This window comes from Saccharopolyspora aridisoli (assembly GCF_004348445.1).
GTDB lineage: Bacteria > Actinomycetota > Actinomycetes > Mycobacteriales > Pseudonocardiaceae > Saccharopolyspora > Saccharopolyspora aridisoli.
Genome location: NZ_SMKV01000064.1, coordinates 1 through 19087 on the forward strand (window position 1 = coordinate 1; position 19087 = coordinate 19087).

Consider the following 19087-nt stretch of genomic DNA (forward strand, 5'->3'; position numbering starts at 1 on the left):
GATCCCCCACCCACCCCTCGGAACAGGGGCGGGACCGCGAAGGACCCGGTGGCCTGCCGACAGGGACCCGGAAGTATCCGAGGCCACCTGAGCGGCGGCCTACGCGCGGGCACGCGTAGTCGGTTCGCGCGGACACGAAACCGCGTGAACAGTGTACTGGACGCACAACCCCACACCCGACCGCGCACCGGGAGTTGTCCACAGCGGTCCGGTTCCTCCACAGATTCGCCGTCGGTCCTGGTCATCGCGGGCTCGAACGGGCCACGTTGGTTCCATGCGAATCCTGATCGCGATCCTCTCCGGCGCGGCCCTCGCCTGCTCCGCCGCCCTCACCGCGGCGGCGGCCCCACCGGCCTCGCCCGCACCGCCCGCCGAGCCGAGCTCAGCCGTGGGTTTCACCTGGCCGCTGGTCCCGCCCCCTGCGGTGGCCCGGCCGTTCGAAGCGCCCGATTCCGCGTTCGGCCCGGGACATCGCGGCGTCGACCTGGTCGGCGACCCCGGACAGCCGGTGCTGGCCGCCGCCAACGGAGTGGTGGTGCACGCGGGCTGGCTGGTGGACCGCGAGGTGGTGTCGGTCGAGCACGACGGAGGTCTGCGCACCAGTTACGAACCGGTCGTCCCGGCGGTCGCCGCGGGCGACCGGGTAGCGCGTGGTCAGGTGATCGGCCACCTGGAACCCGGGCATCCCGGGTGCGCCAACCGCGCCTGCCTGCACTGGGGCCTGCGGGAGGGCGAGCGCTACCGGGACCCCCTGGAACTGGTATCACCCGGCCGCGTGCGGCTGCTGCCCTGGTGAGGAGGAGATCAGCCCGATTCGGTGAGCTTCGTGCGCAGGCGCAGGACCGCGCGGGTGTGCAGCTGGCAGACGCGGGATTCGGTGACGCCCAGGACCCGGCCGATCTCGGCGAGGGTGAGGTTCTCGAAGTAGTAGAGGGTCACCACGACCCGGTCCCGCTCGCTGAGCCGCTCGACGGCCTCGGCGAGCTGGCGGCGGCTGTCGCGGTCCACCAGGGCCGCCACCGGGTCCTCGGCGCGGTCGTCCGGCAGCGTCTCGGCCAACGACGCCTGCGCGTGGCCGGCGCCGATCAGGTCGTCCAGCGCCACGACGCTGGTCATCTGCAGCTGGGCGAACAGCTCGCGCAGCTCTTCGAGGGACAGTTCGAGCTCTTCGGCGAGCTCCGCGTCCGTGGCCGTGCGCTGGAGCTTGGCCTCCAGGCGTTCCAGCGCCCGTTCCACGTCGCGAGCGCGGCTGCGCACCGAGCGCGGCACCCAGTCCTGGGCGCGCAGGTCGTCGAGTATCGCGCCGCGGATGCGCTGCATCGCGTAGGTCTCGAACTTCAGCCCGCGCTCGGGTTCGAACTTCTCGATCGCGTCGACCAAGCCGAATATCCCGGACTGGATCAGGTCGGAGATCTCCACGTGCGAGGGCAGGCCGGTGCCCACACGTCCGGCGACGTACTTGACCAGCGGCGCGTAGTGCAGCACCAGCCGGTCCCGAAGCTCCTGGGTCGGCCGTTCCCCGAACGCCTGCCACAGCGCGACGATGCCGGCCTCGACCTCGTCACCGCTGCGCTGGCCGTTGGTTCCCGACGCCGACTCGACGGTGGCCAGCGCGAGCGCACCGGGCAGCTTCGGCCGATTACCGTTGGCCGCACCGTCGTGGTCGCGGGCGTTCACCGGTGCCGAGCTCGATCTCGCGGCCACCGTGTTGGCGCCGCCCCCGGCATGGTCAGGAACGGGGGTGGGTTCGGTCATGGATCGCCTTCAGCCGTTCAACGGTCACGTGGGTGTAAAGCTGGGTCGTTGCGAGCGTAGCGTGACCAAGCAACTCCTGAACGCTACGGAGGTCTGCGCCACCTTCCAACAAATGGGTCGCAGCCGAGTGCCGAAGTCCGTGCGGCCCCAAATCCGGCGCACCGCCGACCGCGCCGACGGCGTCGTGCACGGTCCGCCGCGCTGTCCTGGGGTCGAGGCGTCCACCCCGGACTCCCAGGAACAACGCCGCGTTTGACGGTTCACGCAGCAGTTTAGGCCGCCCGCTGTGGAGCCAACGACCGAGTGCCGCATCGGCGGGCAAGCCGAACGGCACAACGCGCTCCTTGTCGCCCTTGCCGATGACGCGGAGCACGCGTCTCCCACGATCCACATCACCGACGTCCAGTCCGCACAGTTCGGCCACCCGAACACCGGTGGCGTACAGCACTTCCACGACCGCGTGATCACGGAGAGCAACCGGATCGCCCTGCTCGGCGCCGGATGCCGAAGCGCTCATCGCCTCGTCGGCCTGGTCAGCGCGCAGCACCGGCGGCAGCCGACGCGGACGCGAGGGAACGGCCAGCCTCGGGCCGGGATCGACGGGAAGCAGCCCGGCCTTGAGCGCCCACGCCGTGAACGCGCGCGCGGACGCCGTCCTGCGGGCCAGCGTCGACCGGCTGACACCCGTGCTGTGCTGGGTGGACAGCCATTCCCGCAGCACCGACAGGTCGAGCTCGCGCACCACGGCGTCGCCGGCGATCCCGGCCAGGTGAGCCAGGAGCGAGACGACGTCGGTCACGTATCCGCGCACGGTGTGCGCGGAGAGCCCGCGTTCGACGGCGAGGTGCCGCTCGAAGGAGTCCACAGCGGAACCCAGCTCTTCAGGCAGCCCAGCCCGAACCTCGCGGAGGTCGGGTCGGCTCGCTCGAGCGGGACGTCCACCGGTCATGCCCTCGACGCTCGTCGCAATCGATTCCCCGGTCAAGCATCGCCACGCGAATTGCGCTGTTTCCGAACTCACGTTGCGCGAACCTGCCATCACGTGTTGTCACGAAAGACGGTGTGCCGGGCGACTGTCCACGGCCGAACACGCAGATCGGAGTCGGCTTCTCCTTCCATTCCTCGGAATCTCCCTCACTTACCTTTCCTCCCTCTTTCCGCTCAACTCGTGATCGCGACCCACCCGCTTTCCGTACGTTTCGCGAAACCATCGAGTTCCAGCTCGACGAGCACGGCCCGCACGCGCCCCAGCGGCAGCCCGCAATCACGGGCGAGTTCCTCGTTGCCAGCAGATACCACGCCCCTCAGCGCGTCGTGAACCCGCCGCGCGTCCGGTTGCAGCCGGTCCGTGGGACGCGACCGGGCCGCGATCTCCTCCGCCGGACTCACTCCCAGCGGGCTGAGCAGCTCGACGACCTCCTCAGTGCGGGTGACCAGCACCGCCTGTCCCGAGCGCACCATCGCGTGGCAACCGACCGAGTTCTGCGAGGTGACCGGTCCCGGCACGGCCAGCACCGGACGCCCCAGCAGGTCCGCGGTGTTGGCGGTGTTGGCCGCACCGCTGCGCGCACCCGCCTCCACCACGACGGTGGCCCGCCCCATCGCGGCGATCAGCCGGTTGCGCACCAGGAACCGGTGCTTGCGCGGTGGCGTGCCCGGCGGGTACTCGCTGATCACCGCACCCTGGTCGGCGATGGCGCGCAGCAACCTGCCGTGCCCCGCCGGGTAGTCGACGTCCGCACCGCAGGCCAGGAACGCCACCGTGCGCCCACCGGCCGACAGCGCGCCGCGGTGCGCCGCACCGTCGATGCCGTAGGCCGCGCCGGAAACCACGGTGAACCCCACCCCGGACAGGCCGTGGCCGAACTCCGCCGCTACGTGCTCGCCGTACCCGGACGCCGCGCGAGCGCCCACCACCGCCACCGCGCGCTCGGTGCACTCCGCCGGCTCAGCTCGTCCACGCACCCACAGCGCGATCGGCTCGGCCATGTCCGGCAGCTCCATCTCGCGTGCGCCGGCGAGCTCCGAGAACGCCTCGCACGGCCAATCCGGCCGCTCCGGGATGAACAGCCGAAGCCCCGCCGCCTCGCCCGCGCGCAGCAGCCGCTCGCCCGACACGGCATCGCGCCTCGCCTCCACCTCCACCAGCACCGGTTCCGGCGCCCGCCGCCGCACGATCGCGTCCACGGCACCCCGCGCACCGCGCTCGGCGACGAAACGGGCCAACGCCCGAGCCGGTGGCTCAGCCACCGCCGACAGGAAAGCTCTGGCCTGCATCATTTCCTGCCTGGTCTTCTCGCTGAGCGAAGCCCACGCACCCATCACACCGCCCTCCTGTCCCGGAACTCCAGCGCGGCGGCGACGTGATCGGCCGTCGGCCGAGGACTCGCGTCGAGATCGGCAAGCGTCCACGCCACCCGCAAGCACCGGTCGGCTCCGCGCGCGGTGATCGCGCCCGCCTCCAACCCCCGTTCCAGCAGCGTCGTCGTCTGCTCGGGCAACGCGAATTCCTTGCGCAAGGCCGACCCCGGGACTTCCGTGTTGGACTGCCAGCCGTGATCGGCCCACCGCTCCCGCGCCACCGCCCGCGCCCGCACGACCCGCTCGCGCACCACCGCTGTGCTCTCCGGCTCGGTGCCCGCGCCCGTGCTCATCGCTGAGATCGGCCGGGTCCGCACCCGCAGGTCCACCCGGTCCAGCAGCGGACCGGACAACTTGCCCAGGTAGCGCCGCCGCGCCTGCGGAGCGCACTGGCAATCCACCTCGCGAGGAGGCGCGCACGGGCAGGGATTCGTGGCCAGCACCAGCTGGAACCGCGCCGGGTAGCGCAGCGTGCCGTCGCGACGGGCCAGTCTGATCTCCCCCTCCTCCAGCGCCGTGCGCAACGCCTCCAAACGCTTCGGTCCGAGTTCGCACGCCTCGTCCAGGAGCAAGATCCCCCGGTGCGCTCGGCTGACGGCTCCCGGTCTGGCCAGTCCCGTGCCGCCGCCGATCAGCGCCGGGATCGACAGCGACGGGTGCGGGGCCACGAACGGCGGTCGGCGCACCAGGAACTCGGTGGACTCCTCGCTCAGCGACCGCAGTGCCGTGACCTCCAGCGATTCGGGAACGGTCAGTTCGGGGAGCAGCCCGCACAGCCGCTTGGCCAGCATCGTCTTGCCGGTCCCCGGCGGCCCCACCATGAGCAGGTGGTGGCCACCGGCGGCGGCGACCTCCAGCGCCCAGCGCGCCTCCGGCTGACCGAGCACATCGGACAGGTCTGGCACGTCCTCGCTCCCCGGCTCGACCGCCGGCGGCGGGTCCTCGTGCAGCTCCGCGAGCTCGCGCAGCCAGGCGATCACCTCCCGCAGGTGCTCCGCTCCGAGGATCTCGATGCCGTCCACCAGGTGCGCCTCGCCCAAACCGTCCACCGGCACCACCGCGCGCCGAGCACCCGACCGGCGAGCGGCCAACAGCGCGGGCAACAGCCCTCGCACCCCGCGCAACCGACCGTCCAGGGCGAGCTCGCCGAGCAGCACCGTGCCGCGCAACCGATGCGGCGGCACCTGCTCGCTGGCGGCAAGCACCGCGCAGGCCAGCGCCAAGTCGTAGGACGTACCGCCCTTGGGTAGGGCGGCCGGCGACAGCGCCAGCGTGATCACCCGATCCGTCGGCCACTCCTCCCGGCAGTTCTGGATGGCCGCGCACACCCTGTTCTTGGCCTCCTTCAACGCGCTGTCGGGCAGGCCGATCAGTTGCACCGAAGGCAGACCAGCACGCACGTCGGCCTCGATCTCCACCAACACGCCGTCAACTCCGAACAGGGCGACCGCCCACGTCGTGCGCAGCGCCATCTCAGAACACCCCCTCGAGGTGCTCGACGCGCGCGGGCTCCCCCGGTGGCCACAGCACCGAGACGACGTCGAAGCGGACCCGGCAGCCGACCAGGTCGCGCTCGGAGAGCCACGCCCTGGCCACACCCCGCACCCGGGAGATCTTGTCCGGGCCGATGGCGTGCAGCGGGCCACCGTAATCCACTCCGGAACGCGCTTTGACCTCGCAGAACACCACGAGGTCGCCATCGGTGGCCACGATGTCGAGCTCACCGCGCGGGCATCGCCAGTTGCGGTCCAGCACGGTCAGACCGCGCCGCTCCAGCAGCTCGGCGGCCATCCGCTCGCCGACCCTGCCCAGCTCGTGCCTGCGCCCGCCGGCCAGGTGGTCGGACAGCGGCGCGCTGATCTTCTCGGTGCCCACGGGAAACCTCCTCGGAAGTCGAATCGACGATTCCCGTTCCGGAGGGGTGGAAAATGCTCGGCACCAACCATTCCGGGAGCGGGATGGACTCCACGTTGCCCAACCCGCGCCGGAATGCCAAACAGATTCCCGAATCTGTGGATGGATTAGTCCCCTGTGGACAATTAGTGCTCACACCTACGTGTGGTGAATATCGTGTATTCGGGTATTCGTGAAGCGCACTTGATCGCACTGCGCGCACGAAAAAGCCCGGACGGTCGATTTCGACCGTCCGGGCGTCTGCGACGCGTTCCGGGCTCCCCTACGACCCGAAGGGCCCGTTCTCCGGCAACCGGAGATCCGGCTTGTCCAGCTCCTCGACGTTGACGTCCTTGAACGTGATCACTCGAACGTTCTTGACGAACCTCGCCGGGCGGTACATGTCCCAGACCCAGGCGTCGGACATCGACACCTCGAAGTAGACCTCCGAGTCGGAGTTGCGCACCTGCACGTCCACCGCGTTGGCCAGGTAGAAGCGCCGTTCGGTCTCCACGACGTAGGTGAACTGACCGACGATGTCGCGATACTCCTTGTAGAGCTGCAGCTCCATCTCGGTCTCGTACTTTTCGAGATCCTCGGCGCTCATCGGTGTGCGAGCCCTTCTGCGTTTCCGTTCGGACTACAAGGCCTCATTGTCCACCAATTCCCCCTTCGAAGCATCGAACAAGCCGGGCTTGCTGGTCACAGCGCGCGGCGAGCGCATTCCGCGCTTCGTTGCGGCAGCCACCACGTTGGCGTAGGACCAGCGGTGCTGAACGCACGGACCGTGCTCGGCCATGCGCGCCGAGTGCAGCGGTGTGCTGTAGCCCTTGTGCTCGTCGAAGGCGTACACCGGGAACCGCTCGTGCAGCTCACCGGCCATCAACCGGTCCCGGGTGACCTTGGCCAGCACCGATGCCGCAGCCACGCACGCCGCGACCAGGTCGCCCTTGACGACCGCCACGCTCGGGGTCGCCAAGCCCTGCACCTTGAAGCCGTCGGTCAGCACGTAACCGGGATGCTCGGTCAGCTGCGCCACGGAACGGCGCATGCCCTCCAAGTTGGCGACGTGGATGCCCAGCGCATCCACGTCCTCGGCCGGGATCACCACGGTCGAGCAGCTCAGCGCGCGGGAGGTGATGCGGTCGTAGAGCCGCTCCCGGTCGGGCTCAGTCAGCACCTTCGAGTCGGTCAGGCCTTCGAAGCGCTTCGCATCACCCGGCTTGAGCACGCACGCGGCGACCACCAGCGGCCCGGCACACGCGCCGCGCCCGGCTTCGTCCACACCGGCGACCGGGCCCAGCCCCCGGCGATCCAGGGCGCTCTGCAGGGCCCAGTTGCCGCTGCTGCGCCGGATCACCGACCGGGGTGGCCGGAAGTCCGTCACCGCCACTTCGATGTCACTCCGACTGCCGTCGATTGCTCACTGCACCGACGAGCCTACGACCCATCCAGACCGCGGGGAACGCCGCGGCGAATCCCACGCCCAGCGGCAGCCCGCCCTGCCAGGCCGGCGCACCCAGCGCCGTCGACTGCGGGTTGGGCTCCGGGATGCTCTGCCAGCGGGTCGGCGGCAGCACGATGACCTGCGCCTTGCCGATGACGTTGTCCACCGGGACGGCGCCGTTGGTGCCCCCACCGCCCTGAACGCGGGAGTCGGAGGAGTCGTTGCGGTTGTCACCCATCACCCACAAGTGCCCCGGGGGAACGGTGACCGGCGCGAACTCGTCCTGGCCGACGCCGCGGCCCGGCTCCCAGTACACGTAGGGCTCGTTGAGCGGCTTGCCGTCGACCAGGACCCGGTTCTGCGGATCGCAGCACTCGACGGTCTGGCCGCCGACGGCGATGACCCGCTTGACGAAGTCCTTCTCATCCGGTGCGCCGAAGCCCAGCAGCGCGACCGCGCCCTGGAAGAAGCTCGCGACCGGGTTGGTGGACTCCTCGGCGGTGAACTCGTTCTGCACCCACGGCTGCGGACCGCGGAAGACCACGACGTCGCCGGGCTCGGGTTCGGAGAAGCGGTAGGAGACCTTGTCGACCAGCACCCGGTCGTTGTTGCAACCGGTGCAACCGTGCAGCGTCTGCTCCATCGACTGCGACGGGATCACGTACACCCGGGCGAGGAACGCCTGGATGAGCACCGTGAGCACCAGGGCGGTCACGATCAGGATGGGCAACTCCACCCAGAAGGAAGACTTCTTGCCCTTCGACTTCGGGTGCCGCGCCTCCCTGCCGGGAGCACCCTCATGGTGCTCCGAGTCCGGGGGCTCTTCCGCTGATCCGCTGCGCATGACGTCGGCCACCCGGCCAGGCTACTTGAACCGTGTTCGGGGTCCTCGCGCTCCCCCGGCGCGGCGGACCGGGGAACCCGCGCAGTTCTGCCTCGATGACGTGCGATTTTCCGGACCACGCGGTTCCACGGTCAGCACCTGCACTCGCTCGGCCTGCATTGATCACCTGAACGTGGACTGCAGAAGGGCCCGGACGCTTTCGCGGCCGGGCCCTTCAGAACTGCAACGTCTCGCGTCGATCAGGACGCCGAAGCGGTCTCCCGCTTCTCCTTGATCTTCGCCGCCTTGCCGCGCCGGTCGCGCAGGTAGTACAGCTTCGCCCGCCGGACATCGCCGCGCGAGACGACCTCGATCTGCGCGATGTTCGGGGTGTGCACCGGGAAGGTCCGCTCCACACCGACACCGAAGGAAACCTTGCGCACGGTGAAGGTCTCCCGGATGCCATCGCCCTGACGGCGGATGACTGCGCCCTGGAAGACCTGAGTCCGCTCGCGCGAACCCTCGATGACGCGGACGTGAACCTTCAGCGTGTCACCGGGCCGGAAGGCCGGGATGTCGGAACGCAGCGACTGGGCGTCCAACGCGTCCAGGGTGTTCATCGGTGGTCCGTCCTCATCCGTGTCGAAGGCACCCGTGTTCTCACATGTCGATGACCCGACCTAGAAGGTGGGCACCGCCCGACACGGGGTGAACTTGCTCTTTGCGCATGTCGAACCAGGTGGCTCGACTGCATCAACCTGTCCAGTGTGCCAGATCCGCATTTCGTCGCCCGATCCGGCCCCTTCAACGAGGGGCTCAGCGCGACGCGTCTCCGGACTCACCGGCATCGCCGGAAGCATCCGACGCACGCAGTTTATCGAGTTGTTCCCGGTCGGCCTTATCCAGGTCCCCCTCGGGCAACGCCGAGAGCAGTTCGGGCCGCCGGTGATAGGTCCGCTCCAGCGCCTGATCCCGCCGCCAGCGGGCGATCGCGGCGTGGTTGCCCGAGCGCAGGACATCGGGAACCGGGCGCTCGCGCCACACCTCGGGACGGGTGTAGCAGGGGCCTTCCAGCAGACCGTCGGAGAACGAGTCCTGCTCCGCCGACAGCGGGTTGCCCAGCACCCCGGGCAGCAGCCGCACCACGGCCTCGATCATCGTCAGCGCGGCGACCTCGCCGCCGACCAGGACGTAGTCGCCGATGGAGACCTCTTCGACCGGCATCCGGGTGGCGGCGTCGTCGATGACCCGCTGGTCGATGCCCTCGTACCTGCCGCAGGCGAAGACCAGCCACGGGTCCTCCGACCAGCGCACGGCGGTCTTCTGGTCGAACGGCCGACCGGCCGGGGTCGGCACGACCAGCCGGGGCGTGGCTTCCTGCGCAGCGCAGACCTCGTCGAGGGCCTCACCCCAGACGTCCGGCTTCATCACCATGCCCGGACCGCCCCCGTAGGGGCTGTCGTCGACCGCGCGGTGCACGTCGTGGGTCCAGTCGCGCAGGTCGTGCACGCCGAGGGAGATCCGCTGGCGCTCGATGGCCTTGCCCAGCAGCGCTTCCCGCAGCGGGTTCAGGTAGTCGGGGAAGATCGTGATGACGTCGATGCGCATGATGGCCTCGTCTGGGAAACGCCCCGCAAGAGGGGCGCACTGCGGTGGATCCTTGCAGCGGTGGAGCCGCCTTCTCATCGCACCGCCGCGCATGCCGGCTCCAGCAGCCGGCTAGTCCAGCAAGCCTTCGGGCGGGTCGAGCACGACCCTGCCGCTTCCTAGGTCGACCTCGGGAACGATGGCGGAGACGAACGGCACCAGGACTTCTCGTTCGCCCTTGTCGGCTTCCGGGTCAGCGATGGTGATAGCGAGGAGTTCACCCGCGGGGGAGTGCAGCACATCGCGCACCACCCCCACGTCAGCACCGGAGACCAGAGCCGCGCGCAGCCCGATCAGCTCGGTGTCGTGGAACTCGTCGGGGTCCTCGGGCGACTCGGCCTCGTCGGCGGAGACCGTCAGCAGCGCGCCGCGCAACTCCTCCGCTGCGTCCCGGCCGTCCACGCCCTCAGCACGCACCAACAGCCGCCCGGCGTGCTGCCGGGCGGCTGTCACGGTGAGGCTCTGCGCGCTCGCGCCCCTGCTCTGACCGGCTCTTCCGCGCTTCAATCCGAGCACCGAACCGGGAACGAACCGCAGCTCCGGGCTGTCGGTGAGCACCTCGACGACGAGCTCGCCCCGCACGCCATGCGGCCGCACCACGCGCCCCACTGCGAGGGCCTCCGGCTGAAGTTCGTTCATCCCGATCAGCGGTCGGTATCGACCACGTCGACCCGGATACCGCGACCACCGATGCCGGTCATCACGGTCCGCAACGCGGTAGCGGTGCGCCCGCCGCGTCCGATGACCTTGCCCAGGTCGTCCGGGTTGACGTGCACCTCGAGGGTGCGACCACGCCGGGTCGTCAGCAGCTGGACGCGGACATCGTCGGGGTTGTCGACGATGCCGCGCACCAGGTGTTCAAGCGCGTCCGAGAGGACCGTCACGCCTGACCGTCCTCGGACTTCTGCTCGGCAGCCTTGTCCTCGGCCTTCTCGTCGGCCTTGTCCTCAGCCTTGGCCTCGGACTTCTTGCCACCCTTCTTCTTCGGGGTGGTGGCCTCGACGGTCGGCTCCTCGCCGGCGGCGGCGAGAGCGGCCTCGAACAGCTCCTGCTTGCTCGTCTTCGGCTCGGCGACCTTGAGGGTGCCCTCAGCGCCCGGCAGGCCCTTGTGCTTCTGCCAGTCGCCGGTGATCTCCAGGATGTTGCGCACCGGTTCGGTCGGCTGCGCGCCGACACCCAGCCAGTACTGCGCCCGCTCCGAGTCGACGATGATGCCGCTCGGGTTCTCCTTCGGGTGGTACTGACCGATCGTCTCGATGACCCGGCCGTTGCGACGGGTGCGGGCGTCTGCGATGACGATGCGGTAGTGCGGCTCCCGGATCTTGCCGATCCGCGCGAGCTTGATCTTCACAGCCACGGGTGCTGGTGCTCCTCAGACTCTCATTGATGCTCCGGTGAGCGATGCGCCAACCGCGTGGGGCAGCGATTCGCAAAGCTCGTAGGTCAAATCGCCGGCAAGAGGTGAGAGGGACCCCTAGCAGCGAACAGCAACCTATTCTGCCAGACGCCCATCGTCAGTGGTGACCGGGGCATCTCGCCCGGCGCCGCCGCCTTAGCTCAAGATGGGTCGCCGAGAGAGCGGCTCCGCCGCCCGACGGTCGGCTCAGCTGGGCATCAGCCCCAACGAGACCAGGAGCAGCCCCAACGCGGGGAGGAAGTTGTTGACCTGGTGGGCGATCACGCTGGCCGTCAAGCGGCCGGTGACCATCCTGGCCAGACCGATCGGGATGGTGATCACCAGCAGCAGCCAGGTGCGAGCCGGTTCCAGGTGCCCGATCGCGAACACCGCGGTGCTCAGCACGAACACGTTGAGCTGGCTCCAGCGCAACCGCTCCATCGCGCCCCACAGCAGGCCGCGGTAGAGCAACTCCTCGCACAGCGGTGCGACCAGCCAGACGTGCAGGAACACCAGCACCGCCACCACCGGCGGGAACCGGACACCGTCGAGGACGCTGCTCACCGTCGACGTCTGACCCGGATCGGCCCAGCGCGTCCACAGCGTGGTGGCGATCGTGGTGGTCACCAGCCCGACGCCACCGATGGCCAGTCCGGTCCTGACGTCCGACCAGCGCCACTCCAGCCCGAAGTCCTGCACAGGACCGTTGCCGCGCAGCACGGTGATGAGCACCGCCACCCCACCTGCCAGCAGGGTCGGCAGCACCAGCATCAGCACGATGGACCACACGCCCGGTGCGCCGAACGCGGCGGCCAGCACCACCGAGGTCAGCACGAACACCGCTTCGGCGAAGAAGAAGGCCCCCAGCCCCCAGCGGTGCGTGCGCACTGGCGGATCGGCCACCCAGGTGCGGCCACCAGGTGCCGGATCGCCTACTCCGGATTCTTGTGTTGAGTGCACGAGCGCCTCCGTGATGCCGAACAGCGGATCGACGACCCGCGTGACGATGTCGGCTGACACCGGCGGAAGTCGTCAGACTACTGCGGTGCCGGGCCGGGTCACGATCACCATGTCTCGGGCGGGGTGTTCATCTGGCCACGGCGAACAGCACGAGTGCCGGCAGGAAGTTGTTGGTGGCGTGCGCGATCATGCTGGCCGACACCCGCCCGGTGATCATCCGCGCCATCCCGATGGCCAGCCCGCCGACGAACAGCACCGGCGTCCGCCACACCTCCTGGTGTATCAGGGCAAAGATCACCGAGGTCAGGATGAGGATCGCGACGCGCGGAACCCGGTAGTGCTCCATCGCGCCCCACAGGGCACCGCGCATCAACAGCTCTTCGGTCAGCGGCGCCCCCAGGAACGCGAACAGCGCGAACAGGAACAACCAGACCGTCCGGTCCCCCTGCATCAGCCTGCTCAGGTCTGATTCCGGTGGCGGGCCGGTGAGGGCGATGACCACCAGCGTCACCATCCACGACCCGACTAGCGCGCCGAGCCCGCAGATCAAGCCGACCTTCACGTCGCGGCGCCGGGGCAGGATGCCGAAGTCGGCGCGGAGCCCGCGACCCCGCCACCAGGAGAAGACCGCGGGGATCAGACCGAGCAGGATGTTCGGCGCGAACGCGACCAGGAGCAACGGGCCGGTGTTCGGCGGCAGCGAGGGGTCGAACCCGCCGTCGGGCTCCCGCACGGCGCCGAGGATGACCACGGCCAGGTAGTAGCCGCCGTATCCGAGGAAGAACGCCGCGAAACCCCAGGCCAGCGAGCCCCGTCTGGCCGCCTCCAGCTGGGCCTCCCAGAACATGGGGTGCAGGTCGGCGGTGCCGTCCACCCGACGCATCGGTTGAAGGTAAGGATCCCGCTTCTCCCCCACAAGACGCTCCCCTCGACGCACCAACCCTAAGGGTTCGCTCACGGGAGCGCTGTGTCGCCGAGCGGAGGCGGAAACGATTGCGGGGACCGTTTTCAGACTGTTCGAACAGTTAGAAGACCTTGCCGCCTAGCAGGATTCGACTCGGCGCGCGGAGAACGTCCAGGTCCTTGCGGGGGTCTGCGTCGTAGCACACCAGATCAGCGAGGGCGCCGTGCTCCAGGCTCGACCAGCCCAGCCACTCGCGCGCGCCCCAGGAGGCGGCGCCGAGGGCCTGTTCGGTGGACATGCCCACCCGGTGCAGCGCGGCGACCTCGTCGGCCAGCACGCCGTGCGGGATGCCGCCTCCGGCGTCGGTGCCCGCGTAGACCGGGATGCCCGCCTCGATGGCCTTGGCGACTGTGCTGTCGGCGCGCTCGTAGAGGGCGTTCATGTGCGTGGCGTAGTCCGGGTACTTCGTCGCAGCGGCGGCGAAGCCCGGGAAGTTCTCCACGTTGACCAGGGTCGGCACCAGCGCGGTCCCACGTGCGGCCATCAGTTCGACGGTCTCGTCGGTCAAGCCGGTGCCGTGTTCGATGCAGTCGATGCCCGCGTTGATCAAGCCGGGCAGCGCGTCCTCGCCGAACACGTGAGCGGTGACGCGGGCACCGAGCCGGTGGGCGGTGTCGATCGCCTCGGCCAGCACCTCGTCGCTCCACAGCGGGGCCAGGTCGCCCACCGAGCGGTCGATCCAGTCTCCGACGAGCTTGATCCAGCCGTCGCCGTAAGCGGCCTGCTCGGCGACCGCGGCGGGCAGGTCCTGCTCGTCGTCGAGGTCGTCGGACAGCTTCGGGATGTAGCGCTTGGGACGGGCCAGGTGCTTGCCCGCGCGGATGATGCGCGGCAGGTCATCGCGCTGCTGCAGCGGCCGGGTGTCGATCGGGGCGCCGCAGTCGCGGATCAGCAGGGTGCCCGCGTCGCGGTCGGTCTCGGCCTGGGTGACGGCCTCGTCGAGCTCGACCGGACCCCGGGTGCCGATGCCGACGTGGCAGTGCGCGTCCACCAGGCCGGGCAGCACGTATCCGCCGCCGAAGACGGTCTCGGCGCCGGCGACCGGTTCCAGCGAGATCCGGCCGTCGGCGATCCACAGGTCCCGCTGCGCGCCGTCGGGCAGCACCGTGGCGCGCAGGTGCAGCGCCGTCACTGGTCCTTCTTGCCGAAGTTCAGCTTCGACGGGTCGAAGCCGGGCGGCAGCTGGTTGGCCGTGGGGTCCAATTTGGACAGATCCGGACCGGCTCCGCCGCCCATGCCGGGCATTCCGCCCGGGGGGAGGCCGGGGAAGCCGCCTGGCATGCCCTTCATGCCCTTCGGCGGGGTCGGACCGCCCTTGCCCTTCTTGCCCTTCTTCCCCTTCTTGCCCTTGCGGTTCTTGCTGCCGCCGCCTCCGCCGCCGAACTGGCCCGCCATCCGCTGCATCATCTTGCGGGCCTCGAAGAAGCGGTTGACCAGGTCGTTGATGTCGCCGACGGTCACGCCCGAACCGCGCGCGATGCGCTGGCGGCGGGACGCGTTGATGATCTTCGGGTCGGCCCGCTCGGCCGGGGTCATGCCGCGGATGATCGCCTGGATGCGGTCGAGCTGCTTCTCGTCGAAGTTGGCCAGCTGGTCCTTCATCTGGCCCGCGCCCGGCAACATGCCCAGCAGGTTCTGCAGCGGACCCATCCGCCGCACAGCCTGCATCTGCTCCAGGAAGTCCTCCAGGGTCAGCTGGCCGGTGCCCAGCTTCTCCGCGGCCTTCTCGGCCTGCTCCTGGTCGAACGCCTGCTCGGCCTGCTCGATCAGGGTGAGCATGTCGCCCATGCCCAGGATCCGGTTGCCCATCCGGTCCGGGTGGAAGACGTCGAAGTCCTCCAGCTTCTCGCCGCTGGAGGCGAACATGATCGGCTGGCCGGTGACCTCGCGGACCGACAGCGCGGCACCACCGCGGGCGTCACCGTCGAGCTTGGTCAGCACCACACCGGAGAATCCCACGCCGTCGCGGAACGACTCGGCGGTGGTCACCGCGTCCTGACCGATCATCGCGTCCAGGACGAACAGGATCTCGTCCGGCTTGACCGCGTCCCGGATGTCGGCGGCCTGCTTCATCATCTCCTCGTCGACGCCCAGCCGGCCGGCGGTGTCGACGATGACGATGTCGTGCTGCGCGCGCTTGGCCTCCTCGATGCTGTCGCGGGAGACCTGCACGGGGTCGCCAACGCCGTTGCCCGGCTCGGGAGCGAACACCGGGACACCGGCGCGCTCACCGACCACCTGCAACTGGTTGACGGCGTTCGGGCGCTGCAGGTCGCAGGCCACCAGCATCGGCGTGTGCCCCTGCCCGGACAGCCACTTGGCGAGCTTCCCCGCCAGCGTCGTCTTTCCCGAACCCTGCAGACCCGCGAGCATGATCACCGTCGGCGGGGTCTTGGCCAGCTCCAGGCGACGGGTCTCACCGCCGAGGATCGTGACCAGTTCCTCGTTGACGATCTTGACGACCTGCTGGGCCGGGTTGAGCGCCTGCGAGACCTCGGAGCCCTTGGCCCGGTCCTTGACACCCTTGATGAACCCGCGCACGACGGGAAGCGCCACGTCCGCTTCGAGCAGGGCGATGCGGATCTCCCGCGCGGTGGCGTCGATGTCGGCTTCGGACAGCCGCCCCTTGCCGCGCAAATTCGTCAGGACCGAGGTGAGCCGGTCGGAGAGTGTGTCGAACACGGGTTCACGGGCTCCAGAGTCGATGGATGTACCTGGGTACCTATGCGAGGGTAACCGGCCCGCCCGGACGTCCGGCGCGGACCGGCCACCGCAAGAGGTTCCCGATCAATTCAGTTGGCTCGGCGACCTGTCTTGATCTGCGTGCAGGCGGCGCAGCCGCGAGGCGTGAGAACCGCCCTCGCAGCCTGCACCGCCGCGGGTTCTGACACGTCTTCTGGCGAGTACGCCGCGACGCCGTGCATTGGCACACATCAGGAGTGGCGCACGAGTCCAGACGGCGTGTCAGGTTCCGCTACCCGCACCGCAGAGCAAAACGACCACCCGAACAGGTCGTCACGCCCCGGTGTGCCGCAGGTCCCGCTTGGGGCCGGTGCGGTGCTGCTGCGGCGAGCGCTGCGCGCTGCCCTGGCCCTTGCGGTGCGGGCGCGGCTTGTTGTCGCGCTCCCGGTTGCCCGCGGGGCGGCGCGGGCGGCGGCTGATGACCTCGCCGTCGGCCCTGGTGATCTTCAGACCGCGACCCGCCACCTGGGTGGCGCGCAGCTTGGTCAGCAGCTCCTCGGGCAGGTCTGCGGGCAGCTCGATCAGCGTGTGCTCGTTGCGGATGTCGATGTGACCGATGTACTTGCTGGGCACGCCGCCCTCGTTGGCCAGCGCACCGACCAGGGCGCGCGGCGTGACGCGGTTCCGGCGGCCGACCTCGACCCGGTAGGTCTCGGTGTCGGCGTTGTTGCTGTGGAACGCAGGGCCGTCGCGGCGCGCCGGCTCCGGCTCGGCCTCCAGCAGCAACGGGCGCTCTCCCTGGGCCATCGCGGCGAGGGCCGCGGCGATCTCCGAGGCCGGCACGTCGTGGGTGCGCTCGTACTCGTTGACCAGCTCCTGGAAGACCTCCAGGCCGCCCTTGGCCAGCGTGTCGGTGATGCTCTGCGCGAACTTCGCCAGTCGGCGGTCGTTGACCGCGTCGATGCTCGGCAGCTCCATCTGCTGGATCGGCTGACGGGTGGCCCGCTCGATGGCGCGCAGCAGGTGGCGCTCGCGCGGGGAGACGAACAGGATCGCCTCACCGCTGCGCCCGGCACGACCGGTGCGACCCACGCGGTGCACGTAGGACTCGGTGTCGTGCGGGATGTCGTAGTTGAGCACGTGCGAGATGCGCTCGACGTCAAGACCGCGCGCGGCCACGTCGGTGGCCACCAGGATGTCGACCTTGCCGTCGCGCAGGTGACCGATGGTGCGCTCGCGCTGGGCCTGGGCGATGTCGCCGTTGATGGCCGAGGCGCTGAAACCGCGCGCCTGCAGCTTCTCCGCGAGCTCCTCGGTGAGCTGCTTGGTGCGCACGAACACGATCATCGCGTCGAAGCTCTCGACCTCGAGGATGCGGGTCAGCGCGTCCAGCTTGTTGGAGGCGCGCACCGGCACGTGCCGCTGGTTGATGTTGGTGGCGGTGGAGGTCTTGGTCTTGACCGAGATCTCCGCCGGGTTGTTCAGGTAGTTCTGCGTGATCTTGCGGATGCCCTGCGGCATCGTCGCCGAGAACAGCGCGACCTGGCGCTGGCTGGGAACCGACTGCAGGATCTTCTCGACGTCCTCGATGAAGCCCATCCGCAGCATCTCGTCGGCCTCGTCGAGCACCAGGTTCTTCAGCGCGCTGAGGTCCAGCGAGCCCTTCTCCAGGTGATCGATGAGCCGGCCCGGGGTGCCGACGACGACGTGCGCGCCGCGGCGCAGACCGGCCAGCTGCGGGCCGTAGCCGGTGCCGCCGTAGATCGGCAGCACGTGGAAGCCGGGCAGGTGCGAGGCGTAGCGCTGGAACGCCTCGGAGACCTGGATGGCCAGCTCACGGGTCGGTGCCAGCACCAGGGCCTGCGGCTTGGTGGTGGTCAGGTCCATGTTGGACAGGATCGGCAGCGCGAACGCGGCGGTCTTGCCGGTACCGGTCTGCGCCAGGCCCAGCACGTCGCGGCCTTCCAGCAGCAGCGGGATCGTCTGCTCCTGGATCGGCGACGGGGCCTCGTACCCGATCTCGGTCAGCGTCCTCTGGACGCGCTCGTCGAGTTCGAGTTCAGCGAAAGTAGGCATGCGGAACGCGGGTCTCCCTAGGTGGGTCGGCGGTGGGCTGATCGCGGAAAAGGTCCGGCGCCACCCCGCGCGTGCTGACGGGGCTGTGCGTCCACTCGGTGGCTGCGGCGAACCTGCTTGGACTCCGCTTGCGCTTGTCGAACCGCGCGCTCCACCCGACGCACACCCTGTTGCCAGTGACTCGCAGCTCGAAAAATCTCAGCCTGGCGCAGCGACATCTGGCCGCAGCACCGGAGGTTCAGGGTAGTCATCGCGATCAGTTGATGTCGGCCCGCCCCCACCCAAGGGGACGCAGGTCACGTCTCGACGTCCAGCCGCAGGCCACCGGCCACCTGGGAACGGGTGAACAGGTGCACCCGGCGCCACCCGAGCAGCCGCTCACCGGCCAGCAAGCGCCGGTGCACCCGCTCGGCCCGCAGCACGTGCCGCTGGAAGGAACTCGACCGGATCAGCCTGCCCCGCGCCCGCTGCCCGTCCAGGGCGGAGTCGGCGTCGGCGTGCAGCCACAGCAGCACCGTCCGTCGCCCGCTCACGCACGCGAAGACCAGCAGCATCAGCCGCGTGCTCGCCCTGGTCGCGGGCTCGTGCGCGACCACAGGGCCGCGGCCGACCAGGCACTCCCACAAGATCCGGGAGCGGTGCAGCAGGTGCACCAGCGGACGGTAGTAGCGGTACGGGATGCCGGGCGAGAGGGCGCGGAGCCTGCCGCGCACCTGCTCGGAATCCAGCCGGACCACGTCCTCGCCCGCGTGCATCTTCGCCAGCGCGGTGCTCTTGCCCGCGCCGGGCACACCGGCGAGCACGACCAGCGAACGGCGGCCCACCCGCACCGAAGGCGTCGGGTCGGCAGCGACCGGGGATGCGTCCGAAATGTCCACCAGGAGTCCAGGTTACGCGCTCGCGATCATGGAAGTCGGGGGAGTGATCACCGCCGCACCCGCGAGGAGGCGGCCTGCTCCCCCTGAGCAGGCCGCCTCGTCGAACTCCCCGGTGCGTTACGGGGTCCCGCACCCGGTTCACACGTGGGAGGCCGTGTCCCCCGCCTCCCACGCTCCCCTCCTGCGATCGCGGATCCCCGCGGAG

At 69.8% G+C, this 19087-nt stretch carries 20 protein-coding genes; 1 reads left to right on the forward strand and 19 read right to left on the reverse strand.

Annotated elements, in window-relative coordinates; all coding sequences use genetic code 11:
- Positions 1-274 precede the first annotated feature (274 nt).
- Positions 275-796, forward strand: a complete 522-nt coding sequence (locus E1161_RS26555) for a M23 family metallopeptidase (protein WP_132627480.1) — start codon at positions 275-277, stop codon at positions 794-796.
- Positions 797-804: 8 nt separating this feature from the next.
- Here E1161_RS26555 and whiG read toward each other — a convergent pair whose 3' ends face one another.
- From whiG to E1161_RS26650, 19 genes are all read right to left on the reverse strand, one after another.
- Positions 805-1755 (reverse strand): RNA polymerase sigma factor WhiG, encoded by a 951-nt coding sequence (gene whiG, locus E1161_RS26560; RefSeq protein ID WP_132627481.1) that lies wholly within the window; start codon positions 1753-1755, stop codon positions 805-807.
- Entirely contained in the window at positions 1730-2704 is a 975-nt protein-coding gene (locus tag E1161_RS26565; RefSeq protein ID WP_132627482.1) for a tyrosine recombinase XerC, read from the reverse strand. The genes whiG and E1161_RS26565 overlap by 26 nt, the downstream gene beginning before the upstream one ends.
- Before the next feature lie 212 nt (positions 2705-2916).
- On the reverse strand, positions 2917-4077 hold the full coding sequence (gene dprA, locus E1161_RS26570) for a DNA-processing protein DprA (protein ID WP_132627483.1): 1161 nt from the start codon (positions 4075-4077) through the stop codon (positions 2917-2919).
- Entirely contained in the window at positions 4077-5588 is a 1512-nt protein-coding gene (locus E1161_RS26575) for a YifB family Mg chelatase-like AAA ATPase (protein WP_132627484.1), read from the reverse strand. The genes dprA and E1161_RS26575 overlap by 1 nt, the downstream gene beginning before the upstream one ends.
- A 1-nt stretch (position 5589) precedes the next feature.
- Positions 5590-5991 carry a YraN family protein gene (locus tag E1161_RS26580; RefSeq protein WP_268951430.1) on the reverse strand — a complete coding sequence of 134 codons (402 nt, stop codon included), beginning with the start codon at positions 5989-5991 and terminating at the stop codon, positions 5590-5592.
- Positions 5992-6292: 301 nt separating this feature from the next.
- Positions 6293-6616, reverse strand: a complete 324-nt coding sequence (locus E1161_RS26585) for a DUF2469 domain-containing protein (RefSeq protein WP_132627485.1) — start codon at positions 6614-6616, stop codon at positions 6293-6295.
- Between the two features lie 33 nt (positions 6617-6649).
- Positions 6650-7402 carry a ribonuclease HII gene (locus E1161_RS26590; RefSeq protein WP_132627486.1) on the reverse strand — a complete coding sequence of 251 codons (753 nt, stop codon included), beginning with the start codon at positions 7400-7402 and terminating at the stop codon, positions 6650-6652.
- A 7-nt stretch (positions 7403-7409) separates the two neighbouring features.
- Complete coding sequence (lepB, locus tag E1161_RS26595) at positions 7410-8312, reverse strand: signal peptidase I (RefSeq protein WP_132627487.1); 903 nt, start codon at positions 8310-8312, stop codon at positions 7410-7412.
- Positions 8313-8539: 227 nt separating this feature from the next.
- A complete protein-coding gene (gene rplS, locus E1161_RS26600; protein ID WP_132627488.1) occupies positions 8540-8899 on the reverse strand; it encodes a 50S ribosomal protein L19 in 360 nt (119 codons plus the stop codon).
- Between the two features lie 196 nt (positions 8900-9095).
- Positions 9096-9887: a tRNA (guanosine(37)-N1)-methyltransferase TrmD gene (gene trmD, locus E1161_RS26605; protein ID WP_132627489.1), complete on the reverse strand. Its 792-nt coding sequence runs from the start codon at positions 9885-9887 to the stop codon at positions 9096-9098.
- A gap of 111 nt (positions 9888-9998) precedes the next feature.
- Positions 9999-10565, reverse strand: coding sequence for a ribosome maturation factor RimM (rimM, locus tag E1161_RS26610; protein WP_132627490.1), 567 nt, complete (start codon positions 10563-10565; stop codon positions 9999-10001).
- 5 nt (positions 10566-10570) lie between these two features.
- Positions 10571-10810, reverse strand: a complete 240-nt coding sequence (locus tag E1161_RS26615; RefSeq protein WP_093413382.1) for an RNA-binding protein — start codon at positions 10808-10810, stop codon at positions 10571-10573.
- Complete coding sequence (gene rpsP / locus E1161_RS26620; RefSeq protein ID WP_132627491.1) at positions 10807-11283, reverse strand: 30S ribosomal protein S16; 477 nt, start codon at positions 11281-11283, stop codon at positions 10807-10809. Before rpsP ends, E1161_RS26615 begins: the two co-directional genes overlap by 4 nt.
- Positions 11284-11529: 246 nt before the next feature.
- A complete protein-coding gene (locus E1161_RS26625; RefSeq protein WP_235875326.1) occupies positions 11530-12342 on the reverse strand; it encodes a CPBP family intramembrane glutamic endopeptidase in 813 nt (270 codons plus the stop codon).
- A 67-nt stretch (positions 12343-12409) separates the two neighbouring features.
- Positions 12410-13165: a CPBP family intramembrane glutamic endopeptidase gene (locus E1161_RS26630; RefSeq protein WP_132627492.1), complete on the reverse strand. Its 756-nt coding sequence runs from the start codon at positions 13163-13165 to the stop codon at positions 12410-12412.
- A 142-nt stretch (positions 13166-13307) separates the two neighbouring features.
- A complete protein-coding gene (locus tag E1161_RS26635; RefSeq protein ID WP_132627493.1) occupies positions 13308-14378 on the reverse strand; it encodes a metal-dependent hydrolase family protein in 1071 nt (356 codons plus the stop codon).
- Complete coding sequence (gene ffh, locus E1161_RS26640) at positions 14375-15928, reverse strand: signal recognition particle protein (protein WP_132627494.1); 1554 nt, start codon at positions 15926-15928, stop codon at positions 14375-14377. The genes E1161_RS26635 and ffh overlap by 4 nt, the downstream gene beginning before the upstream one ends.
- A gap of 333 nt (positions 15929-16261) precedes the next feature.
- Positions 16262-18004: a DEAD/DEAH box helicase gene (locus tag E1161_RS26645; RefSeq protein WP_132627495.1), complete on the reverse strand. Its 1743-nt coding sequence runs from the start codon at positions 18002-18004 to the stop codon at positions 16262-16264.
- A gap of 296 nt (positions 18005-18300) precedes the next feature.
- Positions 18301-18882, reverse strand: a complete 582-nt coding sequence (locus tag E1161_RS26650; RefSeq protein ID WP_132627496.1) for an AAA family ATPase — start codon at positions 18880-18882, stop codon at positions 18301-18303.
- Between the last annotated feature and the right edge of the window lie 205 nt (positions 18883-19087).